Source organism: Streptomyces sp. NPDC031497, assembly GCF_055580905.1.
Genome location: NZ_JBVIKO010000023.1, coordinates 37754 through 61048, shown reverse-complemented (window position 1 = coordinate 61048; position 23295 = coordinate 37754). Strand labels below are relative to the sequence as shown.

The following is a 23295-nucleotide window of genomic DNA, read 5'->3' as shown; positions in this document are numbered from 1 at the left end:
TGGATAAGGTGATCCCGTGTCGCAGCAGGGCTCGACACCGAGTCAGGGGCGGGGGTGGGGGACGGGTGTCGGTACCCGCGCTGCAGGCCATGGAGCACGCCCGGGCGGCCGGAGGTCGCCTCGTGGACTTCACTCAGCGGGAGAGCCGTGGCGTTGGACAGGTGTGCCCGTGGGACTTGGTGGTAACCATCGGGCCGGAACCCGAGGAGCATGCGGCGGCTGCCTGGATCATCGCCGACGAGATCATGCGGGCCCGCACCGACCTGGACGACCTCGCATACCGGCTCTGGCGCAACAGCGCCCTGGCCGGCACCCCGCTGGCCGGCCCCGATCGCGCGCACGTCCTGCTCTACGCCGGACCGGTGTTCGAGGCCAACGACCCCACGGGCGTCACCGGCTACGTGGGCGAGTGGCTCTGGTACCTCTCCACCCGCGACCTTCCACCCGAGCCGGGGCGCAGTGTGGAAATCCTGGACCCGCCCTCATCGACGGTGACCGACAGCGGGCCGGACGGCCTGGTGATCCACCGGGTGCCTGGCAGTGAGCTGGGGTTCGTCTTCCGGTTGTGGGAGATGAAGAAATTCACCGCGGAAAAGACGAAGCCGAGCGACACGATCCGCAAGGCGTGGCAGCAGTTGAACACCTGGGGGGCGCGGTACCTGGGCCAGATCTCGTGGGGAGGCCGGGAGCTGGCCCCCGATACCCGAGAGTTCGTCGGCTCAATGGCTCGGCAATGGGTGGACGCGAAGGCGTCGGGGAACGGCGGGGTCAGCATCGCGCTCGACGCCGCAGACACCCCGGCCACGGCCTTCGAGCGCTCGCACCAGCACTTCACCACTCACACCCACCCGGGCGCGCTGCAGGGCGTGGTGGTGGCGATCGAGGATCTTGAAGATTTCGCGAAGGACGTGAGGAGGTACGTGTGGAGCGCACTCTAGACCCGGAGGTGCTCGCGTCCGCGCTCGGCGAGTACCGGGAGGGCGGGGTGCTGCCCAGAGCACAGGACCTGCTGGCGGCAATGACCGAGCTAGAGGTCGGGGCCTTCCGCGGTGAGCGGGAGATCGAGGACGAGACCCTCGCCACGGCGTGGTACCTGCACGGCCTCGCCGCGCTCGACCCGCAGTCGCCCGACTTCGACGCGGTGCGCGTGCGTCGGGCCTTCGCCGCGAGCGCGCACCTGATGGACCTCGCCCTGGGCGACGAACGTCGGCCTGAGGCTGAGCGGCTCCAGATTGCCTTTGCCGCCCAAGCCGGGTACCGGCGCAGCGAGCAGGACCCGAACGCCACCGCCGTCTACCGGCAGGTCCGCGCTCTCGTCGACATCACCGGTGAAATGCGAGGGCACATCGGCACCCTGGCTGTGGAGGCCGGCGTCGTCTTCCTCGGCTTCGACCGCCCGGAGCTGGGCCGGGCGCTGCGGGCATGGCGGCGGCAGCTGCGCGGGGTGCGGGCGGTGATGCGCCGCGAGTCCCTGGCGGGGACCATGTACGGGCCCGCAGAGGCCGTCGTGGAGGCCGTCTTCCACCTGGACCAATTCCTGGGGTTCGGCGAGGAGCGGGATCTGCTGGCGGCGCAGCGGCTGCTGCGGGACGTGATGACGGAGGCGGCCGGCCGAGGCGATCGGCTGGCGCGGTGGGTTGCCGCGCACCTGTTCCAGCTGAGCGGGGAGATGGCGGTCAGTAGCCTGTACCAGCTGCTGCCCCCGGGAACTCCCCCGGAAGTGGCGCGGAGCTTCGCGTTGTCGAAGCCGCCGGTGATGACGCTCTGGCCGCCGCAGCGCCAGCTCCTGAGACTCGAGCGTGGCAACCCGCTCGACCCGGCGACGTCACGAAGCCTGATCAGCGTGCCGACCAGCGCGGGCAAGACGCTGATGGCCCAGCTGGTGATCTGCTCGCACCTGGCGCAGCGCCCCGGGCGCGTGGTGTATGTGTCGCCGATGCGCAGCCTGGGGCGGGAGATGCACGGGACGCTGCGGGGCCGGCTGCGGGTGCTCGGGCGGCGCCTGGCCGCGGAGCAACCGGAGTTCCCCCTGGGCCCCTGGACCTCCTCGGCCGAGCCGGACGGCGGGGACGTGGAGATCGTCACCCCCGAGCGGCTCATGCACATGATCCGCAACAACCCCGGCGAAGCACTGGCGGAGGTCGGGCTGGTCGTCGTCGACGAGGCCCACCACCTGGGCCAGGGGCGGCGCGGCTTCGTGCTGGAAAGCTTGCTCACACTGCTGCAGGCCCGCAGCGACATCCGACTCGTGCTGCTGTCCGCGGCGGTCGGCAACAAGGGCGACATCGCCTCGTGGCTCGACCCGCATCGCCCCGAACGAGAGGTCTACTTCACCGATACCTGGCGTGGCCCGCGCCGGATGCACGGGCTCATGTATCCGAACCTCATGACGGAGCAGGCCGAGCTGACGGAGCGGCGGCCGACGGCGAAGCATGCCTCGCCAGTGCTCGCCACCGTGCCTGTCGAGACCCTCCTCGATGTCCGGCCGACCGCCTCCTCCGCCATCGCCCGGCTGACTACCGGCGAGGTGGGCACACGGCGCTTCGCCGGCACCGCAGGCCGGTGGAACGCGCGGACCCGTCTGCCAGGCGGGATCGCCGACTACCAGGTCTTCGCCGCCGGTGCTGCGGAACTCACCGCGAACGGCAGCGTCCTGATGGTCGTCGGCACCCGGCGGGCAGCCCGTGACGCGGCACTCGCCATCGCCGAGCGCCTGCCCGAGCGGCCCGAGGCCGCGGCCCTGACCGACTACCTCGCCGACACCCTCGGCGCGGAGCACCCGCTGGTGCGCTGCACCCTGCACGGCGTCGCCTACCACCACGGCGCCCTGCCCGAGGATGTCCTCCACGCTGTCGAGGGCGCGCTGCGCCGCGACGAGCTCCTGGCGATCGCCAGCACCAGTACCCTCACCGACGGCGTCAACCTGCCCGTGCGCACCGTCATCGTCCACCACAAGGTCGACGGCGACCCGCTCACCTACAACGGCCAGCGCGCCCTGTCCCCCGCTGAACTCCTCAACGCCATCGGCCGCGCCGGGCGGGCCGGCCGGGAGAGCGAGGGGTGGATCTTCCTGACCCGCCCCTACTCGCCCCGCCCCGCCGAGTTCGACTCCCTCAACCCCGACCCGGAGCAGTTGCGCGTCGTCTCCGCGCTGCTGACCGGCGAGGCCATGGCCGAACTCGCCGACGCCGAGGACACCCTGCGGCAGGACGCTGACGGAGTCTTCGCGCTGGCGGACGGCATCGCCGCGGACTTCGCCTCGTTCGTCTGGCTCGTCCTGCAGCTCCATGCCTCCTCGGCGGCGCCGCAGGGCAATCCCATCGACGCCCTGGACGCGCTGTTCGCCCTGTCCCAGACAGGCAACGGGAGGCACACCAGCAGGTGGCTCACCCTCGCGGACAAGGTCGCCACCGTCTTCGAGACCACCGACCCAGCCCAGGCCGGCCGGTGGGCCGCCACCGGCACCAGCCTGGGCTCGGCCCGCTACCTCGACTGGCTTGCGAACCAGCTGGCCGTGCTGCTCGACCGGCACACGGTGGACGACGCCACCGGAGGCGACCGGCTCGCCGTGCCGGAGGAATGGCCGCTGCAACGCACCCTCGACTTCCTCAGCGAGCACCAGGTCTTCGATCGCCTGCTCGACCACGTCCCGGAGGTCACCAAGACCTGGAACTTCAAGGACAAGGAGACGCGGGGCACGCAGATGCACGTCCCGATCGCCCCCGCGCTCCGCGAGTGGATCTCCGGCAGCACGATCCCCGACCTCGCGCGTTCCTGGCAGCCCGGCGTCGCTGCCGGGTGGGCGCTCGAACAGGCAGTACGCAACATCAGCACCGCCTTCGGACACGCCCTGAGCTGGACCGTCGGTGCCCTGATCAACCTGGTCAACACCAGCCCCGCGCTCTCTCCCGGCACGCCCAGGCTCAACACGCACACCGCCTGGCACATCCGTCACGGCGTCGACACCGAGCAGGCCCTGACCCTGCTCACTTCCGGCATCACCTCTCGGCGTATCGCTCACCTCCTCGGCCGCGACGCCGCCCGTCTGGGGCACCGGTCGGCCGGCCTGCGGCGGTGGACCGCCCAGCACCACATCGACGGCTGGACACAGCAGTACGGGGCGATCGACTACGAGGTCCAGGACCTCCTCGACTACGTCCGCACTCCCTCCGACCCGATCAACCAGCTCCTCGACAACCACGCCGCCACCACTCCGCTGACCCGGCTGGTAACAGGGACACCCGACGGCCCGGTCAACGTCGCACGGCCCAGCGCGCGCCACCCAACCATCCGCGTCGGCCGCGACCGCCGCCGGGTGGCGACCGTACCGGCCGACCGCCACCTCGATGTCCTCGCGATGCTCGACAGCGGCCTCGACCTCAACCACCGTCTCCACAAAGGCCAACTTGTCACCACCCGACGCGCCCGATAACACCTGGCCCACTCGGCGGAAACCACGCGCGGGGCTGCGGCACAAGCGCGCCAGTTCTAGGCGGCGTCCTTTTCCGTGACCAGACCTGGCAGTCATGGTTGTGGCGGCGCAGCGGGTCCACCTCACTGACCGCATCGGAAGCCTCGCCCGCCTCATCCGCCAAGCAGCCATCCCCGCCATCGGCGACGGCACCGAACGCATCGCCAACACCTCACTGGAGGCCATCTGGCTCGACCACCTCGCCGAAGAAGCAGACCGCCCCCTACACTCATCCTCCGGCCACACCGGCATGATGCAGACGTGAAGAAGACGAGGTGCACACCGGCCCAGGAGGAGTTCGCTGTTGTCTGCGGCCGAGCATGGGACGTCCTTATCCCCGCTCACGCCAGCTACTTGGCCAACGTCTCACCGCATTACGACGAGGTCTTCCACGACGTCGCACAGCGAACCGAGCACGCAGGCAGCCTCGGCAAGACGGACATCGCAGCCTTGGTGGTCTGGAAACGGCCCTCCGCACAGACCCCGTGGGTGACAGAACTGATGTCACTGCCCGACACCCAGGTCCGAGCAGTCACCGAGCGGGCCCTCACCGCCGTCCGCGACGCCGCCCTCAACCGCAGCGAAGCCGCCCGCACCGGCCGCGGCATCATCTGGGAACTGCCCGGCTTCCGCACCGGCGACGCCCTCGCCTCAGCCATCCTCACCGCAGCCGCACCCCAACGGATGGCCATCTACGACCGCCGCGTCCAACACGCCCTAGACACCCTCCGCCTCCCCCTCACCCCGGCATCGGGGCGCTACGGCCGCTACATGCAGCTCCTCGACGACCTCCTGCACCATGGCGGAGCGCGCGCCGGCGGCTGGACCGCACGCGACATCGACACCGCCCTGTACTGGACCGGCAGACCCACCCAGGTGCCAAGCCGCTGACCATCGAAACCCGTACCGATCCTTTAGATGCCGGAAGCCATCGGCGGGGGGCCGCTCTGCCGACCGCCCTGCTGATGGGTTGGCTCAGGACAGGCCAGGCTGATCAGCGGTGTCCGTGAGCAGGGGGGCAAATTGGTAGTGGCCCCGGTAGGTGGCTCGGTTGATGATGTCGCGGGCAAGTTCCTGGTGTTCAGGAGAGGCAAGTCCCAGCAGCAGAACGGCGCGGACGTCACTCTCCCTGATCCGCGGAGCGTAGTCGTACATGTCCAGCGTGGTGACCCACCGGTGCATCAGTTCCAGCACTGGTCCCAGGTAGTCGGTGGCTGCTTCGGCCAGGAAGGAGTAGATGCGCCGGTCGCGGCCAAGGCTTCCGGTCGTCTTGAGGGCAACGCTCAGCTGTTGCAGGCGCCAGGTAACCGGGAAGGCGTCATTGCGGGTCAGCGAGCCAATCAGGGCGTGGATCTCGTCGGGTTGCGGTGCAGGTCCATGCGCGCCGTCGTCCCGGGCGGTCAGGCGCCAGGTCCACCACTGCATGATGCAGTCGCGGGTATCCGGTGGCAGGTCGCGGTCATTTACAACCTCGCTCAAGAACGAAGCGAGCTGAACAGCAGCCACGGGTGAGGAGTACAGGTAGTCAGTCATAGTGCTCTCGTTGTCCAGTCCGAGCAGACCTGCCAGATAGATGGCCATGAGGTGATCACCCAGCCGCCGGTGCAAGTCCCGGTGATCCTGACCGAGCACTGCGGGTGTGCGTGCTGCGGTGCGGTAGACATCCATGAGGAGGCTCACGACGGACTCGGTGAGCGATGAGGTGTTCAGGTGGGCCATCCAGCTGGCACGGCCCAGTACGGTGTCGGCGTTGAACAGGACCTCAATTCGGCGTCGCATCCACGCCGGGTCGAGAGCATCGAGTCGAGTGATCAAGGATCCGACGGTTCGACCGACGGAACTGGCGCCCAGGGCAGCGGGCGTGCCAGCCGCGTCCAGCAGCAGGGTGTCCAAGGCAGTGAACAGTACCTGGAAGGCAGCGCCGTGTTCGCGACGCCACAGCGCCCACGAGACGGCGGCTCGCAAGGCTGTTTCCAAACTCTCGTCCCAAACAGACTGCTGGCCGTCGTCAAGGTCGTCCTGTCGTGTCCTGGCGGCGCTCCAGACAGACTCGAGTACGTCCCACAGTGCGTCGCCGAGCAGGGTGGGAATCTGCTGGGTGTTCTGCAGCGCCAGTCCCGCCAGCACAAACCGGGCGACCGCCAGGTGCAGCGTGCCGGTGTCGGAGGTATGAGGGCGGCCCGTAGCCGGCTGTACGAGCGGGAGGATGGTGGCCCAGCTGAGTTGCTGGCCGGCCTGAACAGCCGCACGGAATCCGTCGAGGACGGCGGCGAGGTGATCATCTGCCAACTCGGCGAACTGAGGGGCGTTCTCCTGGTAGATGAGGGCCTGGCTGGTCACGGCGGCTTGCAGCTGACTGCAGAAGGCCTCGGCGTTCGTGCCGAACCGGGTCGGTGTGGGCTGGAACTGCCGCGCGTGGCTGATCAGGCCAGTGGCGGTCATCGCAGCCAGGTTCTCCGGCGACCCCTCTTCTTCGGCCGCCGACCAGGCCAGGGGCTGGGGAATCGTGTCCAACAACGGTGCCGGACCGAGGCTCTCGCACAATTCTCGGTAGTGCCGCAGTTGCTGCTCGGGCAGGATATCGGCCAGTGCTGCATAGCGGTCTCGCTGCCAAGCGCCCGCCCACTGCTCTACGTACTGCTCGGGCGGTTCGGCGCCCCCGGAAGTGCTACGGAACCGCTCCACGAACCGTTCGGTGTCCGGCCCGGCGTCGATGACGGCCAGTACCCCTTCGAGCGCGGCCGGGCGCAGCGAGCCGGCACTGGCGCGGGCCAGGAGTGCCCACTCAAGCTGCGACCGGGTGGTAGCAATCTGGGAGGGATCCGTCAGGATGCTCTCCACCACGTCCGGGGCGTTGGCACCGTGAAGCTGGAGAATGTGCAGGCGGAGCCTGCGGAAGACCAGCCATGGCTGGGACTCCAGGATGGACAGGACACGGTGGATGTCCGTGGCCGCAAGATGGTCGGCCGTGTCGCGGACCGCCTCGGCGAACAGGGCACGGTCGTCAGAGCGCATCCCGCTGTGGCGCGGGTCGAGCACCGGGTACCACACGCTGGACAGGTCTTCCCCGCCAGCGCGGTCAGGGTCCATTCCGGTCGCAAGGAGCGCGCTTGCAAGGCTGTCGGTCAGCGTCTCCAACCAAGCCGCCCCCAGATGACGGGCCAAGGCGACGTTGTGCGTACGCAAGATCTCCTGGAGATCGTAGTCGTCGATCCGACCACCGTGCTGAGCGGCTTGCAGAAGCGCGACTATCACCGCCAGGGCTTCCTCGGTGTGGCCGCCCTGGGCGCAGTGGACCGCGAGTTGGGCGTATCGGTCCGGGGCGATCAGGTAGGGGCCACGGATCGCTTCCACCGCCCGCGGCACCAGACGCGCCGCGTCTGCGGGGGGCAGCAGAAGTGCCATCTCCGCGAGATCGAGGTTGACCCGCGGATTATCCGTCGAGGGGATCTGCTCAGCGATGGCCGCCACGTCTGCCGGGGCAACGCTGGCCATCCGGACCAGATAGGTTGAGGCCGGCCAGGCGGGAAAGGCCACCGTGCGCGCTTCGTCGTCGGTTTCCGGTGCTGGCGGCGTGCTGAAAAGCCCGTGCTCGTGCAGGTGCGGCAGCCACCGGGGAGCGTCCAGGAGTCCGAAGAAGCGTTCCTGGGTCAAGTAGTCCTGGGGGAAGGCTCCCAGGAGCAGCTTCACATGGGCCTTTCTCGGATTGCGAACGGTAGCCAGTGTCTCCAGACGCTGCAGCACTGTGACGTAGCGGGTCTCGAAGCGGTCGAGTACCACATCGAGCATGTCCTCCAGTTCGGCCAGGCGCACACGGACTGCTGCGTCCATCGGTGTCTGTTCCATACGGACCCGGTGCGCATAGCCGTGCAGTTTCGTTGCCTCTTCCAGCCAGACGACGCCCGCAGGGCTGTCGGTCGGGATGCCAAGCCAGTCCAGCACACCCTTCACCTCGAACAGGTGCCGTCGCTCCTTGGTCGGGTCATTCCGCGTGACATCGGGCAGGAGAACCTCGCGAAGGGCGCTCTCCAGCTCCCGGAACAGGTGCGAGACCAGCATCCCGGTCGAACGCAGCGACAACTCCTCATCCAGCAGGGTGCAGATATCGGCGTACCAGCCTGCGGGCCCAGGACCGAATCGGCGCAGGCGGCTCAAAATCCGCTGCCGCTTATCAAGGTCAGGCAGGCCGGAGTGTTGCCCGGACAATCGCTCCAGCGAAATCTCGCGGTCCGCCTGCGGCACCGGTGCCACCCCCTATCCGCCGGCCCAGGCCAGCGCCCCGACCGGAGAGCCGACCGTCCCAAGAACACGCCGGGCTACCCCCTGATCGTTCCACAGGCACCGAGGTTGACGCAGTACGGATGACCGTCCCCATCGACCTGCATACGCCAGAACGGCAGGACGCCGTCAGCACTGGTGAGCTCACACGCCATCCCCACGATGGCGATCGGCTGCGGGCGGCCGGGCCTTGTTGCTGCGCGGTTCCGCGGCATCTTATGCAGCGCTCGGAGATTTAGGGCCGGTGCCCTTGCCACCTGCGCTCGCGGGCATTGAGCGCCGGCAGTTTCGCGTTCGGCCCGTTAGCGGCGAAGCGGTGCCTTGTCGGCACAGTTCGAAGAGCTTGGTGTGTCAGACTGCGACTTCGTCCTTCTTCAACTTGGACCAAGGCATGGCGGTGGGGCTCCCGCTGCGTGGTTGTTAGGCCCCGCGCCTGTCACGGATGATCGCCAATTTTATTGAATGTGTTCCCCTCGCCTGCCGGGACGTGGACGATGTCCGGCATGAGAGATGTGCGTAGATCGGGGGCTGTGGTCGCGTGTGCGGCGGCCGCGGTGGTGCTGGCCGGCTGCGGGAGTGACCGGGGCGAGGACGCCAAGCCGACCAAGGAGCCCATCCGGACTCCGGCGGTGTCCACGACGACGTTGGTGCCGGAGGATCCGGCGACGGAATATCCGGACACGGCGGAGGGGAACATCGGCAAGAAGGCGGACATGGAGGGCTGGGTGTACGACTCGCTGTATGACGATGCGGCAGCGTTCGTGCAGGACATCTGTGATTCGTTGCCGGATCAGTCGAAGGGCGGGTCGGGGGCGCAATGGCTGGCGGAGTCGGGGCTGTTGGAGGACGATGGGGCGGCAATCCTGAAGTTCGGGGTGCCGAAGCTGTGCCCGAAGTGGTCCAAGACCGTCAAGGCGGCGGCGTCCGGGGACTACGAGCGGTGGATCTCTACGGGGGAGTTCGAGGTGAAGAACGATCCGGCGCCGTTCGACCCTGACTCGGACTCGGATGTGCAAGAGATCAAGCCGGGCACGTATGTGGCGACGGGGCATTTCTCGGACTGCTACTGGGAGCGGACCACGTCGGGCGGGACGATCATCGCGAATCAGTTCGTGACGCAGGCGACCAGGTTGACGGTGACGTTGCGGGCTGGGGAGTTGTTCAAGAACGAGTGCGGGTCGTTCAAGCCGGTCGGCTGACTGGTCCTGGAGCGGGGCGGCCCCACTCCGGGGGGCCGGTGGTGGCTCGGGGGCCAGGGGAAGGGGCGTCCCGAGCGGTTTGTGTGCACGGCCTGGACTTCCGGCGGCGCGGAGAAACAGTGTGCGGCGAGACCGCGCCGTGGAGAGGCAGGGTGGCCCGTCGGTTCAAGGTCCGCGGGCGCATTCGGGAGCAGGACCGCGATCCGCAGAGGCTCCGGGCAGCCCGGGATGTTGCTGGGCTCGGTGCTCGACGAGGAGCGGCCGGCCACCTGCCTGGCCCGTAACGGGGATGCCTTCGCGTAGCCTCGCCGGACCGGCCGGGCACCGCAGGTTCAGACGTGAATCAGTCCTCTGTCCCGGCACGCAGCAAAAGCAGTAGCGCAGCACGATCCCCTGTTGAATCCTGATGGGTTGCCCACATAGGAGGTCATCACCGTGGCGGAGATCCGCTCGCTGGGGGAGTTGCAGGCGCCGGACAGTACCGCGCTCATCTTCACCCCGCTCGGTCTGGGCGGCCCCATGCCTGCCGAGCGTTCCGCCGAGTTCCTGCAGCGGCTGGTCGTGGACTGCAGGATTGCCTCGGACGTGGCGGACGCAACGCGTCGGGAGTTCGACCGGCTTCAGCGCCTCTTCGCCTACGGTCTCCTCGAGTATGACGTCTTCACCATGGTCGACGACCGCGCCCTGCTGGTGATGGAGCAGGCTCTGCGTGAGCGGTTCGTCCAGTGGTGCGCCGGCACGGTCACCTTCGAGGACGCCAACGGCTGCGAGTCCCCGGTATCCCGGGCTGTCAGCACCTACGATGACGTGCTCGCAGCGGTGAAGAAGCTGGGCAGGAGAAATCGGCGGGGACCGCAGCAGCAGCCGGCGCCGCGGTGGCGACTGAAGGTCGCCAGCACGCTGATCGAATTCAACGGGATGCTCGCCGGGTTGCGGGCGTGGGCGCGGGCGGCCGATCTGCTGCGTGGCCAGCGTACGCGTGGCATCGAGCACGCGATGTCGAACCTGCGCAATGCTGTCGCGCATCCGACCGGCTACCACCGCACGACGCCCGTGGAGGCGGCACGGACCCTGCGCGACCTGGCAGAGTTCATCAACCAGTTGTGGGGACACCCGACCCCTGGCGGGCGCCTGTATCCCGCCCCGGTGGAACGCGACATCGTCGTCATGGCCTGGAACGACGAGGGAAGCGTCCACCTGGCCCATGTCGATGCCTTGCGGGACGACACCGGTGCCGAGGGATACGTCTACCTCCTGATCCGCAGCGCGTCCGCCCCCGGGAGCCGGTACGAGGACGCGTACTGGTCGGCGTTCGACGCCCGGTTCGAGACCACGCAGTTCCCCACGGACTACCTCTGGGGACCCGGAAGCCGCGGCGATGCCCTGGCCTGGCTCGACGCAGAGCAACCGCAGGGGGACACCGTCGACTACGTCGACCGCGTCTTCATGCTTCGCGAGGACGACGGCCAGGTGTACGCGCCGATGCGCCCAGAAATGGCCGCAGGCCTCACCACCGAGGAGCAGCACGGCACCTGGCACACGGTGCGGGCCGACTTCCCCGAACACGCCTTCGCCCACGTGCGGGGCCTCAGCGACAGCCCCAGTGCGCACGCCCGTACCGGCGACTGCACAAACTGCGCTACTCATCACCTCGGCAGCGGCAGTCACGGACAGGCCTTGCGGGCCGCCGAAGACGCCATCGGCGCCGTCACCGCACGGCGGCCGCCCGTCGTTCGCGTCCCTGACTCATTCTTCTGGCCACACAGATTTTGAGACGTTGGAAAGCTGAGGCGAGGGGCAATGGCTCCTCGCCCTCATACAGCACACTCGCGCGACTCGAACGGCTGTATGCGGAGAGACGGCCCCGACCACCAGGGCGCAGGGTGCCGGGGCCGCCCGGGCCCTGCCGTCCTGTCAACGCAAGGCACCACGAAGCTAGGACCCCTCAGCCAGCACCGCGACTTCAAGACCGCACTCGGGTGAGCGGTGACCGAACTCTGCCCTCTCTCTGCCGGGCATCAGCACAGCGGTGACGAGCCCGGCTTGGCAGTGCGGTGGAGAGCCGTTGCCGGCACGTCATCGCCCAGCGGGCACCGACCCCGCGCACCGCTACCATGACCGCGCCTGACCGCCCTAACGGCGGCCGTGGACTGGACGAAGGGACCCGGACGTGAGCCAGCACAGTCCCGCCCGCGCTGCGGTTTTCTCAGCCGGTTCCTGGGGCACGGCCGCCGCGAAGATCCTCGCGGACGCCGGCACCCACGTCGTCCTGCACGCCCGGCGCAGCGAGATCGCCGACGCCGTCAACACCACGCATCGCAATCCGGGATACTTCCCGGACATCAAACTGCCGGCGACGCTGACGGCCACGACTGACCCAGCCGCCGCACTGGACGGCGCCGATTACCTCGTGCTGTCCGTGCCCGCGCAGTCCCTGCGTCAGTGCCTGGCGGCCTGGGCGCCGCATTTCGAGCCGCAGACGGTGATCGTGTCACAAAGCCAAGCTTCGTGGCGCGGGTGCGTCGCAGCCACAGGCCGGCCGGAAGCCCCGCACCTTTGTCGCGGTCAGGCCGGGCAGCGGCTCGGTGATCTCACGCGCTCCACGTCCGAGGTCTCTCAGGGACGTGCCCATCCGCCGTAGCAGCTCCTCCTCCCCGAACTGTTTGACCGACACCTCAGGATCCTTGGGTACGAGCGGAATGCCGATGTCCGCGGCGCCCCAGACATCGCGTCCGGCGCCGACGAATCGCTCCGGATCGTCGTACGGCAGCTCCAGCCACGTCTGCTCTCGGCCGAGCTTCGCCATCCGGCGCCCACCTCTCGGGGCCACCCAAGGCAATCGGTCCGAGGACACTCCCTCACGGGTGATCCCTCTCAGAGCGGCCCGAGCCACGAACCGGTCACTGGCATGCACCAGCGCCACATCGGCCAGCATCGCGAACGGCAGGCCGACCAGGCCGACCCGCAGGCCCACCGCCTCAGCGCCGGTCGACTCATATGGCACGACCGCGAGCACTCACGGCAGGCACAGCACGAGATACGCCGACCGAGGAGAGACCGCCAGCCGTGACTTCTTCGCCTTTCTCTGCGCCCGCAGTGCAGCCCACCGCATCAGCAAGGCCACGAGGACTGCAACGCCCCACACCAGGCCGGCTCGTGGTGTCAGATAGGCCACGGCCGCGGCCACCAGCACGACACCAAGCCTTCTCGCCCACCAGAGCCTTCGTACGCGGATGCTGTGCGCCACCACCGGCACCAGGTCGAACCCGTACGACGGGACAGGCAGCGGCGGCCCATGCAGGACGTGATCCATCACCCATCGCGCCATCAGCTCGCCCAGTGGAGGACAGTCGTCACTCCCCTCCAGATAGATGCGCCGACGCGTACTGCGCCGCGGCTTGTCCGCCTTGCCGCCCTTGCCACGTACCTTGCGCCACCACGCCTTGACGGCCCCGATCCGATCAGGACGCACATACACGGCCTGGCACAGCAGCCCGGTCACTTCCGACGAAGTCGGGTCCACTGCGTCGGACCGTCTGTCCTCGACTGCCGGAGGACCGGCCTGGACTGCGCCCGCCGTAAGGTGTGGCCGTGATGGCCACGCAGCCCGCCCCCGGTACGGCCGGGGCCCGCCACCGCCGAGTGGTGCGGCCCGCCGTGCTGGTCGCCGTGCTGCTCGGGCTGTTCTTCATGCACGGCGGCCCGGCCGCGGCCGACGGCGGCTGCCACGGGACCATGTCCGAGATGGCGGCCGTGCAACCTGCGCCCGCCGCGATGGCCCCGCATAGCTCCGACTACGCCGAGGCGGCGGGGGAGAAAGCCGCCGAGCACGCGGACGAGGCCATGCAGGGCGCGTTGTGTCTGGCCACCACGCCCCGCTCCGAGAGGCCGCTGCCTCCCCTCACCGCGGTCGCCTTCGTTCTCCCGGCCGCCGTCCTGCTGCCGTGGGTCAGGCGGGTGTACGGCGACGCCCGTCGCCGGGGGCCACCAGCCGACGGGCGTGACCTCCTGCTCCAGGTGTGCATCGCACGGACGTGACAAGACCTCCGGGCTCCGGCTCAGCGCCGTGGCCCAGCACAGGTCTCACGTTCACCCGCGCCAGATCACGGCGCCCACCTGGAAAGACACACCCATGTCCCAGCGTCTCCGGACGACTCGCCATGCCCTCGCGGCTACCACCGCTGTCCTCACGCTGACGCTCGCCGCCTGCGGCGCCAGCACCGGCTCGGACCGCACCTCCGGTATGCCCGGCATGAACCACAGCGGCACACCGTCCGCCTCGGCCGGCGCCATGGCGTCGATGCCCGGTATGGCCGGTGCCTCCACCGGCAACGGTCTGGCCGCCGCGAAGGACGGCTACCGGATGACCTCCACGGCCGGCAGCCTCCCCGCCGGCAAGGCGACCGACTACCGCTTCACCATCACCGGCCCGGACGGCAGCCCGGTCACCGACTTCGCCGTCGACCAGACCAAGCGGATGCACTTCTACGCCGTCCGCTCCGACCTCACCGGCTTCCAGCACCTGCACCCCACCATGGCCGAGGACGGCACGTGGACCGCACCGCTGGCGGCGCTGCAACCGGGCACCTGGCGGCTGTACGCCTCCTTCACCCCGGACAGCGGCACCGGCAAGAGCAAGGACCTCGTCCTCAGCCGCACGATCAAGGTCTCCGGCACGGCGATGACCACCCCCGTGCCCAAGGCGTCCGGCACCACCGCCGTCGACGGCTACACGGTGGCGGTGAAGGGCGACCTGATGGCAGGCATGGCCCACCAGCTCACCGCCACCGTCTCCAAGGACGGCAAGCCGGTCACCGACCTCCAGCCCTACCTGGACACCTACGCCCACCTGACCGCCTTCCACGAGGGCGACCTCGCCTTCGCCCACCTCCACCCGGAGACCAAGGTCGACGGTGACCACGGTGGCCCGGCGCTGACCTTCCACGCCGAATTCGCCCAGTCTGGAAACTGGCGGCTGTTCCTGCAGTTCCAGACCGGCGGCAAGCTCCACACCGCGGCCCTCACCCTGCACGTCGGCTGATCACCCGCTGGCTGCCCGGCCCGTCCGCCCTGCCGCGGACGGGCCGGGCGGTCAGCATCAGCGTGGGCTGGTGCCCGCGGTGACAAAGACCCGCAGGGCCAGGAACAACCGATCATGTTCCGCACGGGCCCGCTGTTCGGCGATCCAGCCGTCCGCCCGCTCCCGGGACACGGCACCGGAGGCATGCACACCTTCCACCAGCCCGACGAGCAGCGGAAGCGTCGCCACCCCGGTGAAGACTCCGGTGCTGACTTCGACCGGCACCTCCTCAAAGCCCGCCGCCAGCAGCAGATTCCGGCAACTGCGCGCGACGCGAGGCGCGGCGACCAGATCGGCGCGGGACTGCACGATGGTGCGGGTGAGGGCGGGGTCGTCGGTGCACAACAACGCGTCGCACAGCTCGAACAATGCGTCTCCCCGGGAGAACAGCGACGCGTACAACTCGGACCGGAACGCCGTCACCGCCGCGACCGCGTCTCGTTGAACCCCGTGCTCGACCAGTTCCACGATCCGGCCTCCACGCGCCGCGCCGACCCTCCCCGCAGGATCAGGCCCCGGCCCCACGGACACGCCGCGAACAGGGGAAACTCCGAACAAGTTCGAGCCCCGTTCGAGGGTGGACCAGCTATCGGCTGTGCTGGGCCCATGGGTCGTCGAACCCCATTGGATCGGGCCGTTCGGGGTGGAGCATTTTTCGGAGGCAGCGCCGCAGTCCTGTCTCGTCGGATCCGCCGGCGGCGGCCATCCAGGGCAGGGTGTCCATGGCGTGGGCGCGCTCGTAGGTGGCGAGGTCGTCGACGGTGGCGCGCAGGTCGTCGGGGGCGGGTTCCTCGGTGAGGCAGAGCCAGCCGATCGCGGCGGCCAGCCGGACCTCGGGCGCCTGTGGCCAGTCCCGCCACTGCTCTCGTATCCACTCGGTCGTCGGCGGGTGGGGGTACGCGCGGGCAGCTTCGGCGGTGGCGAGGACCAGGGTGGCGCGGACGATCGGGTCCTGCTCGACGGCGAGCCGGGCGAGGAAGGCTGCGCGGACCGTGTGGTCGGGGTCGGTGGCGGTGGCCAGTGCGTAGGCGGCGTGGATGCGGATTGCGGGGTCGGGATCGTCGAGAAGGGTCCGCAGGAGGGCGGTGTCGGCAGTGATCGCGGCCCGGGCGGCGGCGATCGACCAGCCCGCTGGGTAGCCGCTCACCTCGACGCCGTAGTTGTCGTAGAGGCCGTCGTGCTGGGTGTCGGCGTGATGGAGCAGCAGTTGGTCGCGGGAGGCGACGCCGAAGTGGCGGGCGCGGGCCGGGCAGGAGACTTCGGTGAGCGCGTCGGCACGGTGAGGGTGGCGGGTGTCGGCGGCGATCCGGATCAGGAACGGCACGGCGAGCGCGGCGGCGGCCCGCATGTCGTTGGCGCACATGCCGCTCACAACGCCCGTTCCGGTGTGGCCGGGCGAGTCACCGGTGTGCAGCAGGTGGACGGCCTCCCTGACATGATCCCCCTGAGGGAAGTGCTCCCAGGGAACTTCGCCGAGCAGAAAACCGTCCTTGGCCTCATTCCGGATGTCGGCCATCACCGCCCGCACGTCGAACGGCCCGCCCGCGAACGAGGACAGCTCGGCCCCGTCCACCAGCGCCTGGCACATCGCGAACGTCGGATCGGTCCGCCAATCGCCCACGTCACACCACCCCGTCGCAGAGTCTGATCGGACCCGATCATGCCCGAGTGGACCGACATCGGTTTCGAGGTACTGCCCTTGGGCCGCAGGGGCGGACACGAGGCCGGCCTTTCCCTGTTCGAAGACGGACGTAAAACGTCAAGCTGAACTGAACCAGTGGTCTGCGAGGCGGACTTGGCGGCTCTCGTGCTGCCCGAGACAGGTCGGTTGGTCGAGAGCGGGGATCCATGGGAGCCGTACCGGCTGCTTGACCCGGCAGGCGAACGCATCGAGCGACAGCCGTGTACGAGTTCATCCAGGTCCAACGGAGTACGGGCCACGATCGCCGATCGTCCTCGCAGAGCTTCACCCAACGCAGCCGTACGGCCCCGGACTCACCCACACGGGTGACGCCCCGCAAGATCACCGCCGTTTGCGGCTGGTGACAGCGTTCTTACCGGAACCCCGAGTAGTCGCGTCGGCTAGCGCCCGCCCGCCCTCCGGGCCCTCGTCCGCAACGGACGGACCTACCAAATCGTGCCTCCTACCGCTCTTGCGGCTTCAACAGGCCAACTGTCCGATATGCCAGATTCGCTACATTGATCATCCCTTATCCCTACTTGATGCTGTATGGTATGTGACCAGCAGTATTGGTTGAATTTTTCATGATCACGAATGGTAGGCCAGGAGGAGAGATGACAATGAATCGGAGCGTATGCGTCAACAACGTCAACGGAACATCGCGGCGGAAGGCGGCGGAGGTAGCCGGCAGCGGCGAGGGTGCAGAATGGGCTACCCAGATTGAAAAGATGACCCAAGCACTTGCGACAGCGGTCACGGGGCAAGATGTGGCTGAGGTTATGGCGACCCTGACAGTTCCCCTTTTTGGCGCCAAGGGCGTCGGGGTCTGGGTCCACGAAAATGGGCGGGCTTTCCTGGCAGGTGGCGTCGGCTACTCACGAGAAGATCTGCGCCAACTCGAAGGAGCTTCCATAAACGACCTTCCGGTGCACTGTGAGACGTGGACCAAGGGTACCGCTCACTTCATCTCCTCCGCTGCAGAATTTGTATCTGACTATCCAGATCTCGCCGAGCTTCCCGCTGCTAGCAAAACCGAGGCTTGGGCAATTTTGCCGCTGATCGTATCGGGGCAGGCCATCGGCGCCGTTTGTATCGTCTACGACCGCCCGCATATTTTTACCAGCGAAGAGCGGACGCTATACGGAGCGATAAGTACTATGGTTGCCCAGGCCATGGGAAGAGCGCGGTTGTACGAGGCCGAGCACCTCCGGGCTCAGCAACTTCAACGCGGACTTCTTCCACATGAACTTCCCATTTTGCCCGCTGTCTCAACCGCGGCAAGTTACGTTCCAGCAGGTGAGGGGATAGACGTCGGTGGCGATTGGTACGACGTTATACCTCTGTCGGCCAACCAAGTCGCTCTGGTCATCGGAGACGTCATAGGCCACGGACTTTCTGAGGCAGTCACCATGGGCCGGCTGCGCACCGCGGTCCGCACACTCGCCGACCTCGAATTCCCGCTAGACGAGATGTTCTTCCATCTCAACGAACTCGTTAGCGGTTTCGGAGATGACTTCTATGCCACTTGTCTGTGCATTGTCTACGATCCGGTCGAGCGATCGTGCCGTGTCATCACCGCCGGGCATCCACCGCCCGCCATTCTCCGCCACGACGGGACTGTCTATTTCCCGCAATTGCCAGTAAATCCGCCGCTTGGTGCCGCATCTCCACCCTTCGAGACAGTCGAATTCACACTACCTGAGGAAACCTTGATCGCGCTGTACACCGACGGTCTCGTCGAATCTGCCGATCTAGATATCGATCGCGGCATGGCCCGCCTTGCCCGCCACTTTCGCCCCACCCGCCAAGAGACCGAGTCCTTCCATCCGAAGGGCAATCTCAACGCTTTGTGTACCCGCTTGATGGCAAGGCTGCTTTCTGGCCAGCGCAACAGCGGCGACGACGCTGCGCTACTGATCGCCCGGACGCACGCACTGGCCTCCGAGGACATCGCCTGCTGGACTCTTTCGGAAAGTCCTACAGCTTCCGGCGACGCCAGAATTCACATCCGTGATCAGCTCTCCACCTGGAACCTTGAAGATCTGATCATGACCACAGAAATTGTTGTCAGCGAGCTCGTCGGCAATGTCATCCGCCATGCGAAAGGACCAACCGAGCTCCGCTTGCTGCGTAGCGACACCCTCATCTGTGAAGTCTCCGATGCCAGCCACACCCTGCCTCGGATACGCCGAGCGGCCGAAACTGACGAGGATGGCCGCGGACTCCAAATGATTTCCGCACTCACCGCTCGATGGGGAGTTCGATATCTTACCTCCGGAAAATGCATATGGACCGAGCAACCACTTCCACGGTAGTGATCCCTTCCATAGAGCGATAGGATCGCGGTGTTTTTTTCGGGCTATGAGAGGAATAAGACTCTATCTTGCGTGGCGTTCAGTAGGCTCAGCCTGCGCGCTGTACCGGGTTGCTTCCTTGATCGGGGTGGCTCGCTTGCCTGACGACTACGCGCCAAGTAATCGGCAGCCATCGCCAGAGGGGCGGCAGACAGGAGAGGGCCGCGGGTACCGACCGCCGGTGCGCGGCGGCCTGCGCCAGCGGACCGCCCTTGATCAAGTAAGGACTCTGAACAGCCCGCCCACTGGCCGATCCATCAGGAGCGCTGCTCCCAGCGATTCAAGAATGCGACCAGTGCGGCCTCAAGCCTCTCGCTCAGCGACACGTCCGATTCGATGTCGTCGTCATGGAAGACGGGCAGGGACAAGCCACATCGGCCCATCTCGCATTTAATCTTACCGACGCTGGTCGAAGAGCTACTGGTGCTCCTCTCAAAGTATGCCCCACCGCTGGTCCCGCACGGCTTCCCATTTCCAGCAGTTTGTCATCGCTGAGGTCAGAGAACTCCGCAGCAGCTGCGCGCGCCTCGGCGTCGATTTCCTCCCCAGCAGGTAGTTCGTGATCGGCCCGTGGTACTTGCCCGGCTCCGGTTCCTGGCGTACGAAGAGACCGCGCCCCTTGACCGCGTACATGATTCTGGCCTGCTTGGATGCCGACAAGGCGTTCTGGCAGTGGGGTTGGCGATCTTGAACCGCTCCTGGATCTCACAGGCCGGGAGTCAGCACCCGCCCGGCGCCCACCTCGTCCTCGACGTTGGCGCTGTTGAGCCAGGGCGTACTGTGCGTGAACGTCATCCCCGCCCTCTGACCCGCCTGCCGGGCCACTTCACCGGCCACCCGCAGATACATCAGGTCGCTAGTCGCCATTGTCGGCAGCAAGAACGCGAACCCACGGGTGCCGAACCGGCCGGCCAATACCCGCTGCAGCCTCCATCGCAGTCTCGCTCTTCCCGTCCCCCGGCGCCGCGGTCGCCAGCACGATCCCGCCCCACCGCCGCAGCCAGTTCCTCCGCCACCGACCGCTGCAGCGCATAGGCTCCCCCATCGATCCCTGACGCCTCACCAAAACGCCTGTATTCAAAGCCACCGGCAACAGACCCGCCTCCCAGCCCAGGTGCTCCGCATCCACATACGACCGCGCGAAGTGCCCGTCCAAAGAGGGATCCAGCGCCCTCTGCCCGGCGCGGAGGCAGTCCTCCTGGCTGACCAGCCAGTCCGCCAGGATCACCACCCCCGTCACAAGCACCGCCTCCACACGCTCCACAGGCTCAGGAGACCCCAGCGCCGTGAACACCGCACCCGCGTGCGCAACCCCCTGCGCGGCCCACAACTGACCACCCAGCAGGTCGGCAGTTTCCCGATGGAATTCCACGAATTCGTGGAAACGGCCATGGCGCCCGCCCATAACCTCCGCGACACGGCGCACGGCCGCATTCACCGAACCGTCGCCATCCCGGAAATCGGGCACCGCCAAGACCTGGGCGGCCGCGCGCATCCCCGCCACCTCGTGCCGCATCCGCTCCACACCGATACGCCCAAGGTCCCCGCACAGAGCCCCACTCAGCCGCTCCCGAGCCCACACGTCACACAACTGGAACCCCGACGGCTTCCCCAGATCATGCAACCCCGCACACAACGCGGCGAACCCCCGCGCCCGGCCGAGATCCCCTGCCATCCCCAACCCCCGCGCGATACACCACCGCTGCCCCTCCGATAGATACCAATCCCACAGGAACAACGCCACGGCCGCCACATCAAGCAAATGCCGAACCAGCGGATACGGCGGCAACGCAGGATCAAGCCGCCGATCCTTCCCCCACATCCGTACACCCAGTAGCCGAAGACCCAACTACAACCCACTGACATCCCCTCAAAACAAAGACAGACGCTATAGTCGGTCCGTCGAACACCGCTTCACACCCCGGGCACGACCGGGCCGGGCAAAGAAAAGGCAGACCGATTGCTGATACGCGGGTCGGCAAGTGTGGTCCCCGCCGACGCAGGGGTGTTCCAGCCAGTCACGGATGGTGCGGGGCGTGACGGTCGTGGTCCCCGCCGACGCGGGGGTGGTCCGCTGAAGCGGTGGAGATCCAGAGTGAAGTTTCCCCGTGATCTTGGACATGTCCTCGTTAGGCCGCGAGGGCCTGATCCTGCTGGTAGCGCAGGCGTGTCTCGTGGGGTGCGAGGTAGCCCCAGCAAACGTGCTTGCCCAGGCGGCGTCTGTTGTAGAAGGTCTCGATGAAGTCGAAGATGCCGGCACGGGCGATCGCGCGGTCGGGCCAGAAGCGGGTACCAACCTCCTCTTTGAGTACAGCCCAGAAGCTCTCCGCGGCCGCGTTGTCAAAGCAAACTCCCGGTCCCACCCATGCCTTGCCTGTGCCCCAACATGACGATTCTGTCGCGCACCTGGCGGGAGGTGTATTCCGATCCGCGGTCGCTGTGGATCACGCAGCCGGGCTGCAGGCGGCCCAGCGCGGCGGCCATGTCGAGCGCGTCGACGACGAATTCGGCACGGTGGTGGTCTGCCATCGAGTAGCCGATACCTCGCGCGTGGCCAGGTCCAGCCACGAGGCGAGGTAAAGCCAGCCCTCGGCGGTGGGGATATAGGTGAAGTCCCCGACGAGCTTCGTGCCGGGGCGGGTGGCGGAGAAGTCCCGGCCGATCAGATCCGGCGACGGGGCGGCTTTGGTGTCGGCCTTGGTCAGGCTGCGGCGTCCGGTGCGCCAGCTGTTCCCGGCGATGCCGTGCTCCCGCATGACCCGTGCCACCCACTTACGGTTGACCGGCCGGTCCTGCCGGCGCAGTTCGGCGGTGACGCGCGGGGCGCCGTAGTTCCGCCGGGAGGTGAGGTGGATCACCGTGATCTCGTGCGCCAGGGCTTCATCGGCCCGCCGCCGCGCTTCGCGGGCTTCCCGTCCGGCCGCCCACGCGTAGTACGTGGAGCGGGCGGTCTTCGTCACCTTGCACAGCAGCGTGACCGGGTAGTTCGCCTTCTCCTCGTGGATGAACCGGCATATCGCGCTCACCCCTCGCTCTCCTTCGCGAAGAAGGCCGTGGCTTTTTTCAGGATCTCGATCGCACCTGCTCAGCGGTCAGCTTCCGCAGCCGCTGAAGTTCCTCGTCCCGGCCGTCGGCGCTCTGCCCGGCCCGCCTGACCACGGGACCGGATCCGGTGTCCTGAGCGGCGCGGGCCTTATTCACCCAGCCCCGCAGGGACTCCGAGCTGACCCCGAGCTCCCGGGCGACCTCGGTCACCGTCCGGCCCGACGACCGCACGAGCTCGATCGCGTCCCGCTCGTACTCGTCCGAGTACTCCTTCGTGTACTTGCTTCCCACCTGGCACTGCTTCCTCCGGCCTCTCACGCCCCAGTCTCCAGACGTCCAAGACCAAGGGGAAGCTTCAGGGGTCGCGCGGCGTCGGGAAGGTCGAGCAGCGCACGGGCCACGCGCCACTGTTCATCGCTGAAGCCGCCCTCCTGCTCGGTGGCCTTCGGCTCGGACTCTTCTTCTACGTCGGCGAACCGGCTTCGCTGCACCGGAGGCGCGAGCGGGACAGGTATGAAGGTGGCCAACCCCGGATGGTCGCCGCTGGCCGGCCCGGCGGCGTATTCGACGAACATCGACAAGGGTGGGGTGGCTGTGGCCACCGATTCGGCAAGGATCGGCTGCAACAGATCGCGATAGAGATCCACGACTGCTCGGCGTGTGGCCGGGGCGAACAGCTGACGGTCCTGTTCCTGCCGGAACTTCTCCCGCGCGCCCCGCAGCCGCCGGTGCAAAGCGGTGTGCCGACGGATGTAGTCCTCGACGATGTCCACGAGTTCGGCGGCCCTGCACTTGCTCACCGCGTCCGAGCACACCTCCATGAGGCCCTCACGCTAGAGGCCAAGACGACTCGTTGAAGTGGCGGTCCGCCCCGCGCCCGCGAGGATGGGCCGCCACTGCATTTCCCCCCCGCCGGCACACACCATCGCCCCTCCAACCGGCTACGCCTGAAATGAAAGCACCCGCCCTCGCACACAGGGCCCCATCCCGGTGGCGCGACAGCCGTCCGGCACGTACGGCCAGCCACCGTAAAGATCCGTGAAGGCCGCGGTCGCCCGTGACCGGGTCGGACTCCTCGTCGACTCGGAGCCTGCGCTCCTGGGGGTCATCGAGACCGCTGGGCGGACGGCCATGGATCTGCCCAACATTGTCCTGGGCCCTGCGACCGACAGCCGGTGCTCACCCGA

At 67.8% G+C, this 23295-nt stretch carries 19 protein-coding genes and 1 pseudogene; 10 read left to right on the top strand and 10 right to left on the bottom strand.

Going from position 1 to position 23295, the window contains the following annotated elements; translation table 11 throughout:
- Window positions 1-122: 122 nt before the first annotated feature.
- The 4 genes from ACZ5K7_RS36225 (at window position 123) to ACZ5K7_RS36210 (ending at window position 5362) form a co-directional block, all read left to right on the top strand.
- Window positions 123-938, top strand: a complete 816-nt coding sequence (locus ACZ5K7_RS36225) for a hypothetical protein (RefSeq protein ID WP_468920508.1) — start codon at window positions 123-125, stop codon at window positions 936-938.
- On the top strand, window positions 923-4432 hold the full coding sequence (locus ACZ5K7_RS36220; protein ID WP_468920505.1) for a DEAD/DEAH box helicase: 3510 nt from the start codon (window positions 923-925) through the stop codon (window positions 4430-4432). Before ACZ5K7_RS36225 ends, ACZ5K7_RS36220 begins: the two co-directional genes overlap by 16 nt.
- 94 nt (window positions 4433-4526) lie before the next feature.
- Window positions 4527-4736: a hypothetical protein gene (locus ACZ5K7_RS36215; RefSeq protein WP_468920502.1), complete on the top strand. Its 210-nt coding sequence runs from the start codon at window positions 4527-4529 to the stop codon at window positions 4734-4736.
- A complete protein-coding gene (locus ACZ5K7_RS36210) occupies window positions 4733-5362 on the top strand; it encodes a hypothetical protein (protein WP_468920499.1) in 630 nt (209 codons plus the stop codon). Before ACZ5K7_RS36215 ends, ACZ5K7_RS36210 begins: the two co-directional genes overlap by 4 nt.
- A gap of 84 nt (window positions 5363-5446) precedes the next feature.
- Here ACZ5K7_RS36210 and ACZ5K7_RS36205 read toward each other — a convergent pair whose 3' ends face one another.
- Window positions 5447-8713, bottom strand: coding sequence for an ATP-binding protein (locus ACZ5K7_RS36205; RefSeq protein WP_468920496.1), 3267 nt, complete (start codon window positions 8711-8713; stop codon window positions 5447-5449).
- Between the two features lie 539 nt (window positions 8714-9252).
- On the opposite strand from ACZ5K7_RS36205, the gene ACZ5K7_RS36200 reads away from it, so the two are divergent.
- From ACZ5K7_RS36200 to ACZ5K7_RS36190, 3 genes and pseudogenes are all read left to right on the top strand, one after another.
- On the top strand, window positions 9253-9948 hold the full coding sequence (locus ACZ5K7_RS36200) for a hypothetical protein (protein WP_468920493.1): 696 nt from the start codon (window positions 9253-9255) through the stop codon (window positions 9946-9948).
- A 435-nt stretch (window positions 9949-10383) separates the two neighbouring features.
- Complete coding sequence (locus tag ACZ5K7_RS36195; protein ID WP_468920490.1) at window positions 10384-11721, top strand: hypothetical protein; 1338 nt, start codon at window positions 10384-10386, stop codon at window positions 11719-11721.
- Window positions 11722-12118: 397 nt separating this feature from the next.
- Window positions 12119-12442: pseudogene (locus ACZ5K7_RS36190) on the top strand (2-dehydropantoate 2-reductase N-terminal domain-containing protein); the annotation flags it as partial.
- Window positions 12443-12964: 522 nt separating this feature from the next.
- Here ACZ5K7_RS36190 and ACZ5K7_RS36185 read toward each other — a convergent pair.
- On the bottom strand, window positions 12965-13471 hold the full coding sequence (locus ACZ5K7_RS36185) for a hypothetical protein (RefSeq protein WP_468920487.1): 507 nt from the start codon (window positions 13469-13471) through the stop codon (window positions 12965-12967).
- A gap of 71 nt (window positions 13472-13542) precedes the next feature.
- Here ACZ5K7_RS36185 and ACZ5K7_RS36180 point away from each other — a divergent pair, with 71 nt between their 5' ends.
- Entirely contained in the window at window positions 13543-13986 is a 444-nt protein-coding gene (locus tag ACZ5K7_RS36180) for a hypothetical protein (RefSeq protein ID WP_468920484.1), read from the top strand.
- A gap of 94 nt (window positions 13987-14080) precedes the next feature.
- The gene (locus ACZ5K7_RS36175) at window positions 14081-14989 is read left to right on the top strand and encodes a hypothetical protein (RefSeq protein WP_468920481.1); all 909 of its coding nucleotides are present in this window, start codon (window positions 14081-14083) and stop codon (window positions 14987-14989) included.
- Between the two features lie 57 nt (window positions 14990-15046).
- Here the strand turns inward: ACZ5K7_RS36175 and ACZ5K7_RS36170 are convergent, their stop codons facing one another.
- Together ACZ5K7_RS36170 and ACZ5K7_RS36165 are read right to left on the bottom strand one after the other, a co-directional pair.
- The gene (locus ACZ5K7_RS36170) at window positions 15047-15496 is read right to left on the bottom strand and encodes a methyltransferase domain-containing protein (protein ID WP_468920478.1); all 450 of its coding nucleotides are present in this window, start codon (window positions 15494-15496) and stop codon (window positions 15047-15049) included.
- A 118-nt stretch (window positions 15497-15614) separates the two neighbouring features.
- Window positions 15615-16649 carry a HEAT repeat domain-containing protein gene (locus tag ACZ5K7_RS36165; protein WP_468920475.1) on the bottom strand — a complete coding sequence of 345 codons (1035 nt, stop codon included), beginning with the start codon at window positions 16647-16649 and terminating at the stop codon, window positions 15615-15617.
- Between the two features lie 674 nt (window positions 16650-17323).
- On the opposite strand from ACZ5K7_RS36165, the gene ACZ5K7_RS36160 reads away from it, so the two are divergent.
- A complete protein-coding gene (locus tag ACZ5K7_RS36160; RefSeq protein WP_468920473.1) occupies window positions 17324-19024 on the top strand; it encodes an ATP-binding SpoIIE family protein phosphatase in 1701 nt (566 codons plus the stop codon).
- 744 nt (window positions 19025-19768) lie between these two features.
- Here ACZ5K7_RS36160 and ACZ5K7_RS36155 read toward each other — a convergent pair.
- The 6 genes from ACZ5K7_RS36155 to ACZ5K7_RS36130 form a co-directional block, all read right to left on the bottom strand.
- Window positions 19769-19930 carry a hypothetical protein gene (locus tag ACZ5K7_RS36155; protein ID WP_468920470.1) on the bottom strand — a complete coding sequence of 54 codons (162 nt, stop codon included), beginning with the start codon at window positions 19928-19930 and terminating at the stop codon, window positions 19769-19771.
- Window positions 19920-20885, bottom strand: a complete 966-nt coding sequence (locus tag ACZ5K7_RS36150) for an HD domain-containing protein (protein ID WP_468920467.1) — start codon at window positions 20883-20885, stop codon at window positions 19920-19922. The genes ACZ5K7_RS36155 and ACZ5K7_RS36150 overlap by 11 nt, the downstream gene beginning before the upstream one ends.
- A 518-nt stretch (window positions 20886-21403) precedes the next feature.
- Window positions 21404-21547, bottom strand: a complete 144-nt coding sequence (locus ACZ5K7_RS36145; RefSeq protein ID WP_468920464.1) for a hypothetical protein — start codon at window positions 21545-21547, stop codon at window positions 21404-21406.
- A complete protein-coding gene (locus ACZ5K7_RS36140) occupies window positions 21508-22089 on the bottom strand; it encodes an IS3 family transposase (protein WP_468920461.1) in 582 nt (193 codons plus the stop codon). The genes ACZ5K7_RS36145 and ACZ5K7_RS36140 overlap by 40 nt, the downstream gene beginning before the upstream one ends.
- A 37-nt stretch (window positions 22090-22126) precedes the next feature.
- Window positions 22127-22399 (bottom strand): transposase, encoded by a 273-nt coding sequence (locus tag ACZ5K7_RS36135; RefSeq protein ID WP_468920458.1) that lies wholly within the window; start codon window positions 22397-22399, stop codon window positions 22127-22129.
- Between the two features lie 23 nt (window positions 22400-22422).
- On the bottom strand, window positions 22423-22881 hold the full coding sequence (locus ACZ5K7_RS36130) for a hypothetical protein (protein ID WP_468920455.1): 459 nt from the start codon (window positions 22879-22881) through the stop codon (window positions 22423-22425).
- Window positions 22882-23295: the final 414 nt, after the last annotated feature.

Excerpts from the sequence above, each read along its gene's own strand:
- ACZ5K7_RS36215 (WP_468920502.1), top strand. The coding sequence starts at position 4,527 with ATGGTTGTGGCGGCGCAGCGGGTCCACCTCACTGACCGCATCGGAAGC.
- ACZ5K7_RS36200 (WP_468920493.1), top strand. The coding sequence starts at position 9,253 with ATGAGAGATGTGCGTAGATCGGGGGCTGTGGTCGCGTGTGCGGCGGCC.
- ACZ5K7_RS36180 (WP_468920484.1), top strand. The coding sequence starts at position 13,543 with ATGGCCACGCAGCCCGCCCCCGGTACGGCCGGGGCCCGCCACCGCCGA.
- ACZ5K7_RS36175 (WP_468920481.1), top strand. The coding sequence starts at position 14,081 with ATGTCCCAGCGTCTCCGGACGACTCGCCATGCCCTCGCGGCTACCACC.
- ACZ5K7_RS36160 (WP_468920473.1), top strand. The coding sequence starts at position 17,324 with ATGACAATGAATCGGAGCGTATGCGTCAACAACGTCAACGGAACATCG.
- ACZ5K7_RS36155 (WP_468920470.1), bottom strand. The coding sequence starts at position 19,930 with ATGGCGACTAGCGACCTGATGTATCTGCGGGTGGCCGGTGAAGTGGCC.
- ACZ5K7_RS36150 (WP_468920467.1), bottom strand. The coding sequence starts at position 20,885 with ATGTGGGGGAAGGATCGGCGGCTTGATCCTGCGTTGCCGCCGTATCCG.
- ACZ5K7_RS36145 (WP_468920464.1), bottom strand. The coding sequence starts at position 21,547 with ATGGCCGCCGCGCTGGGCCGCCTGCAGCCCGGCTGCGTGATCCACAGC.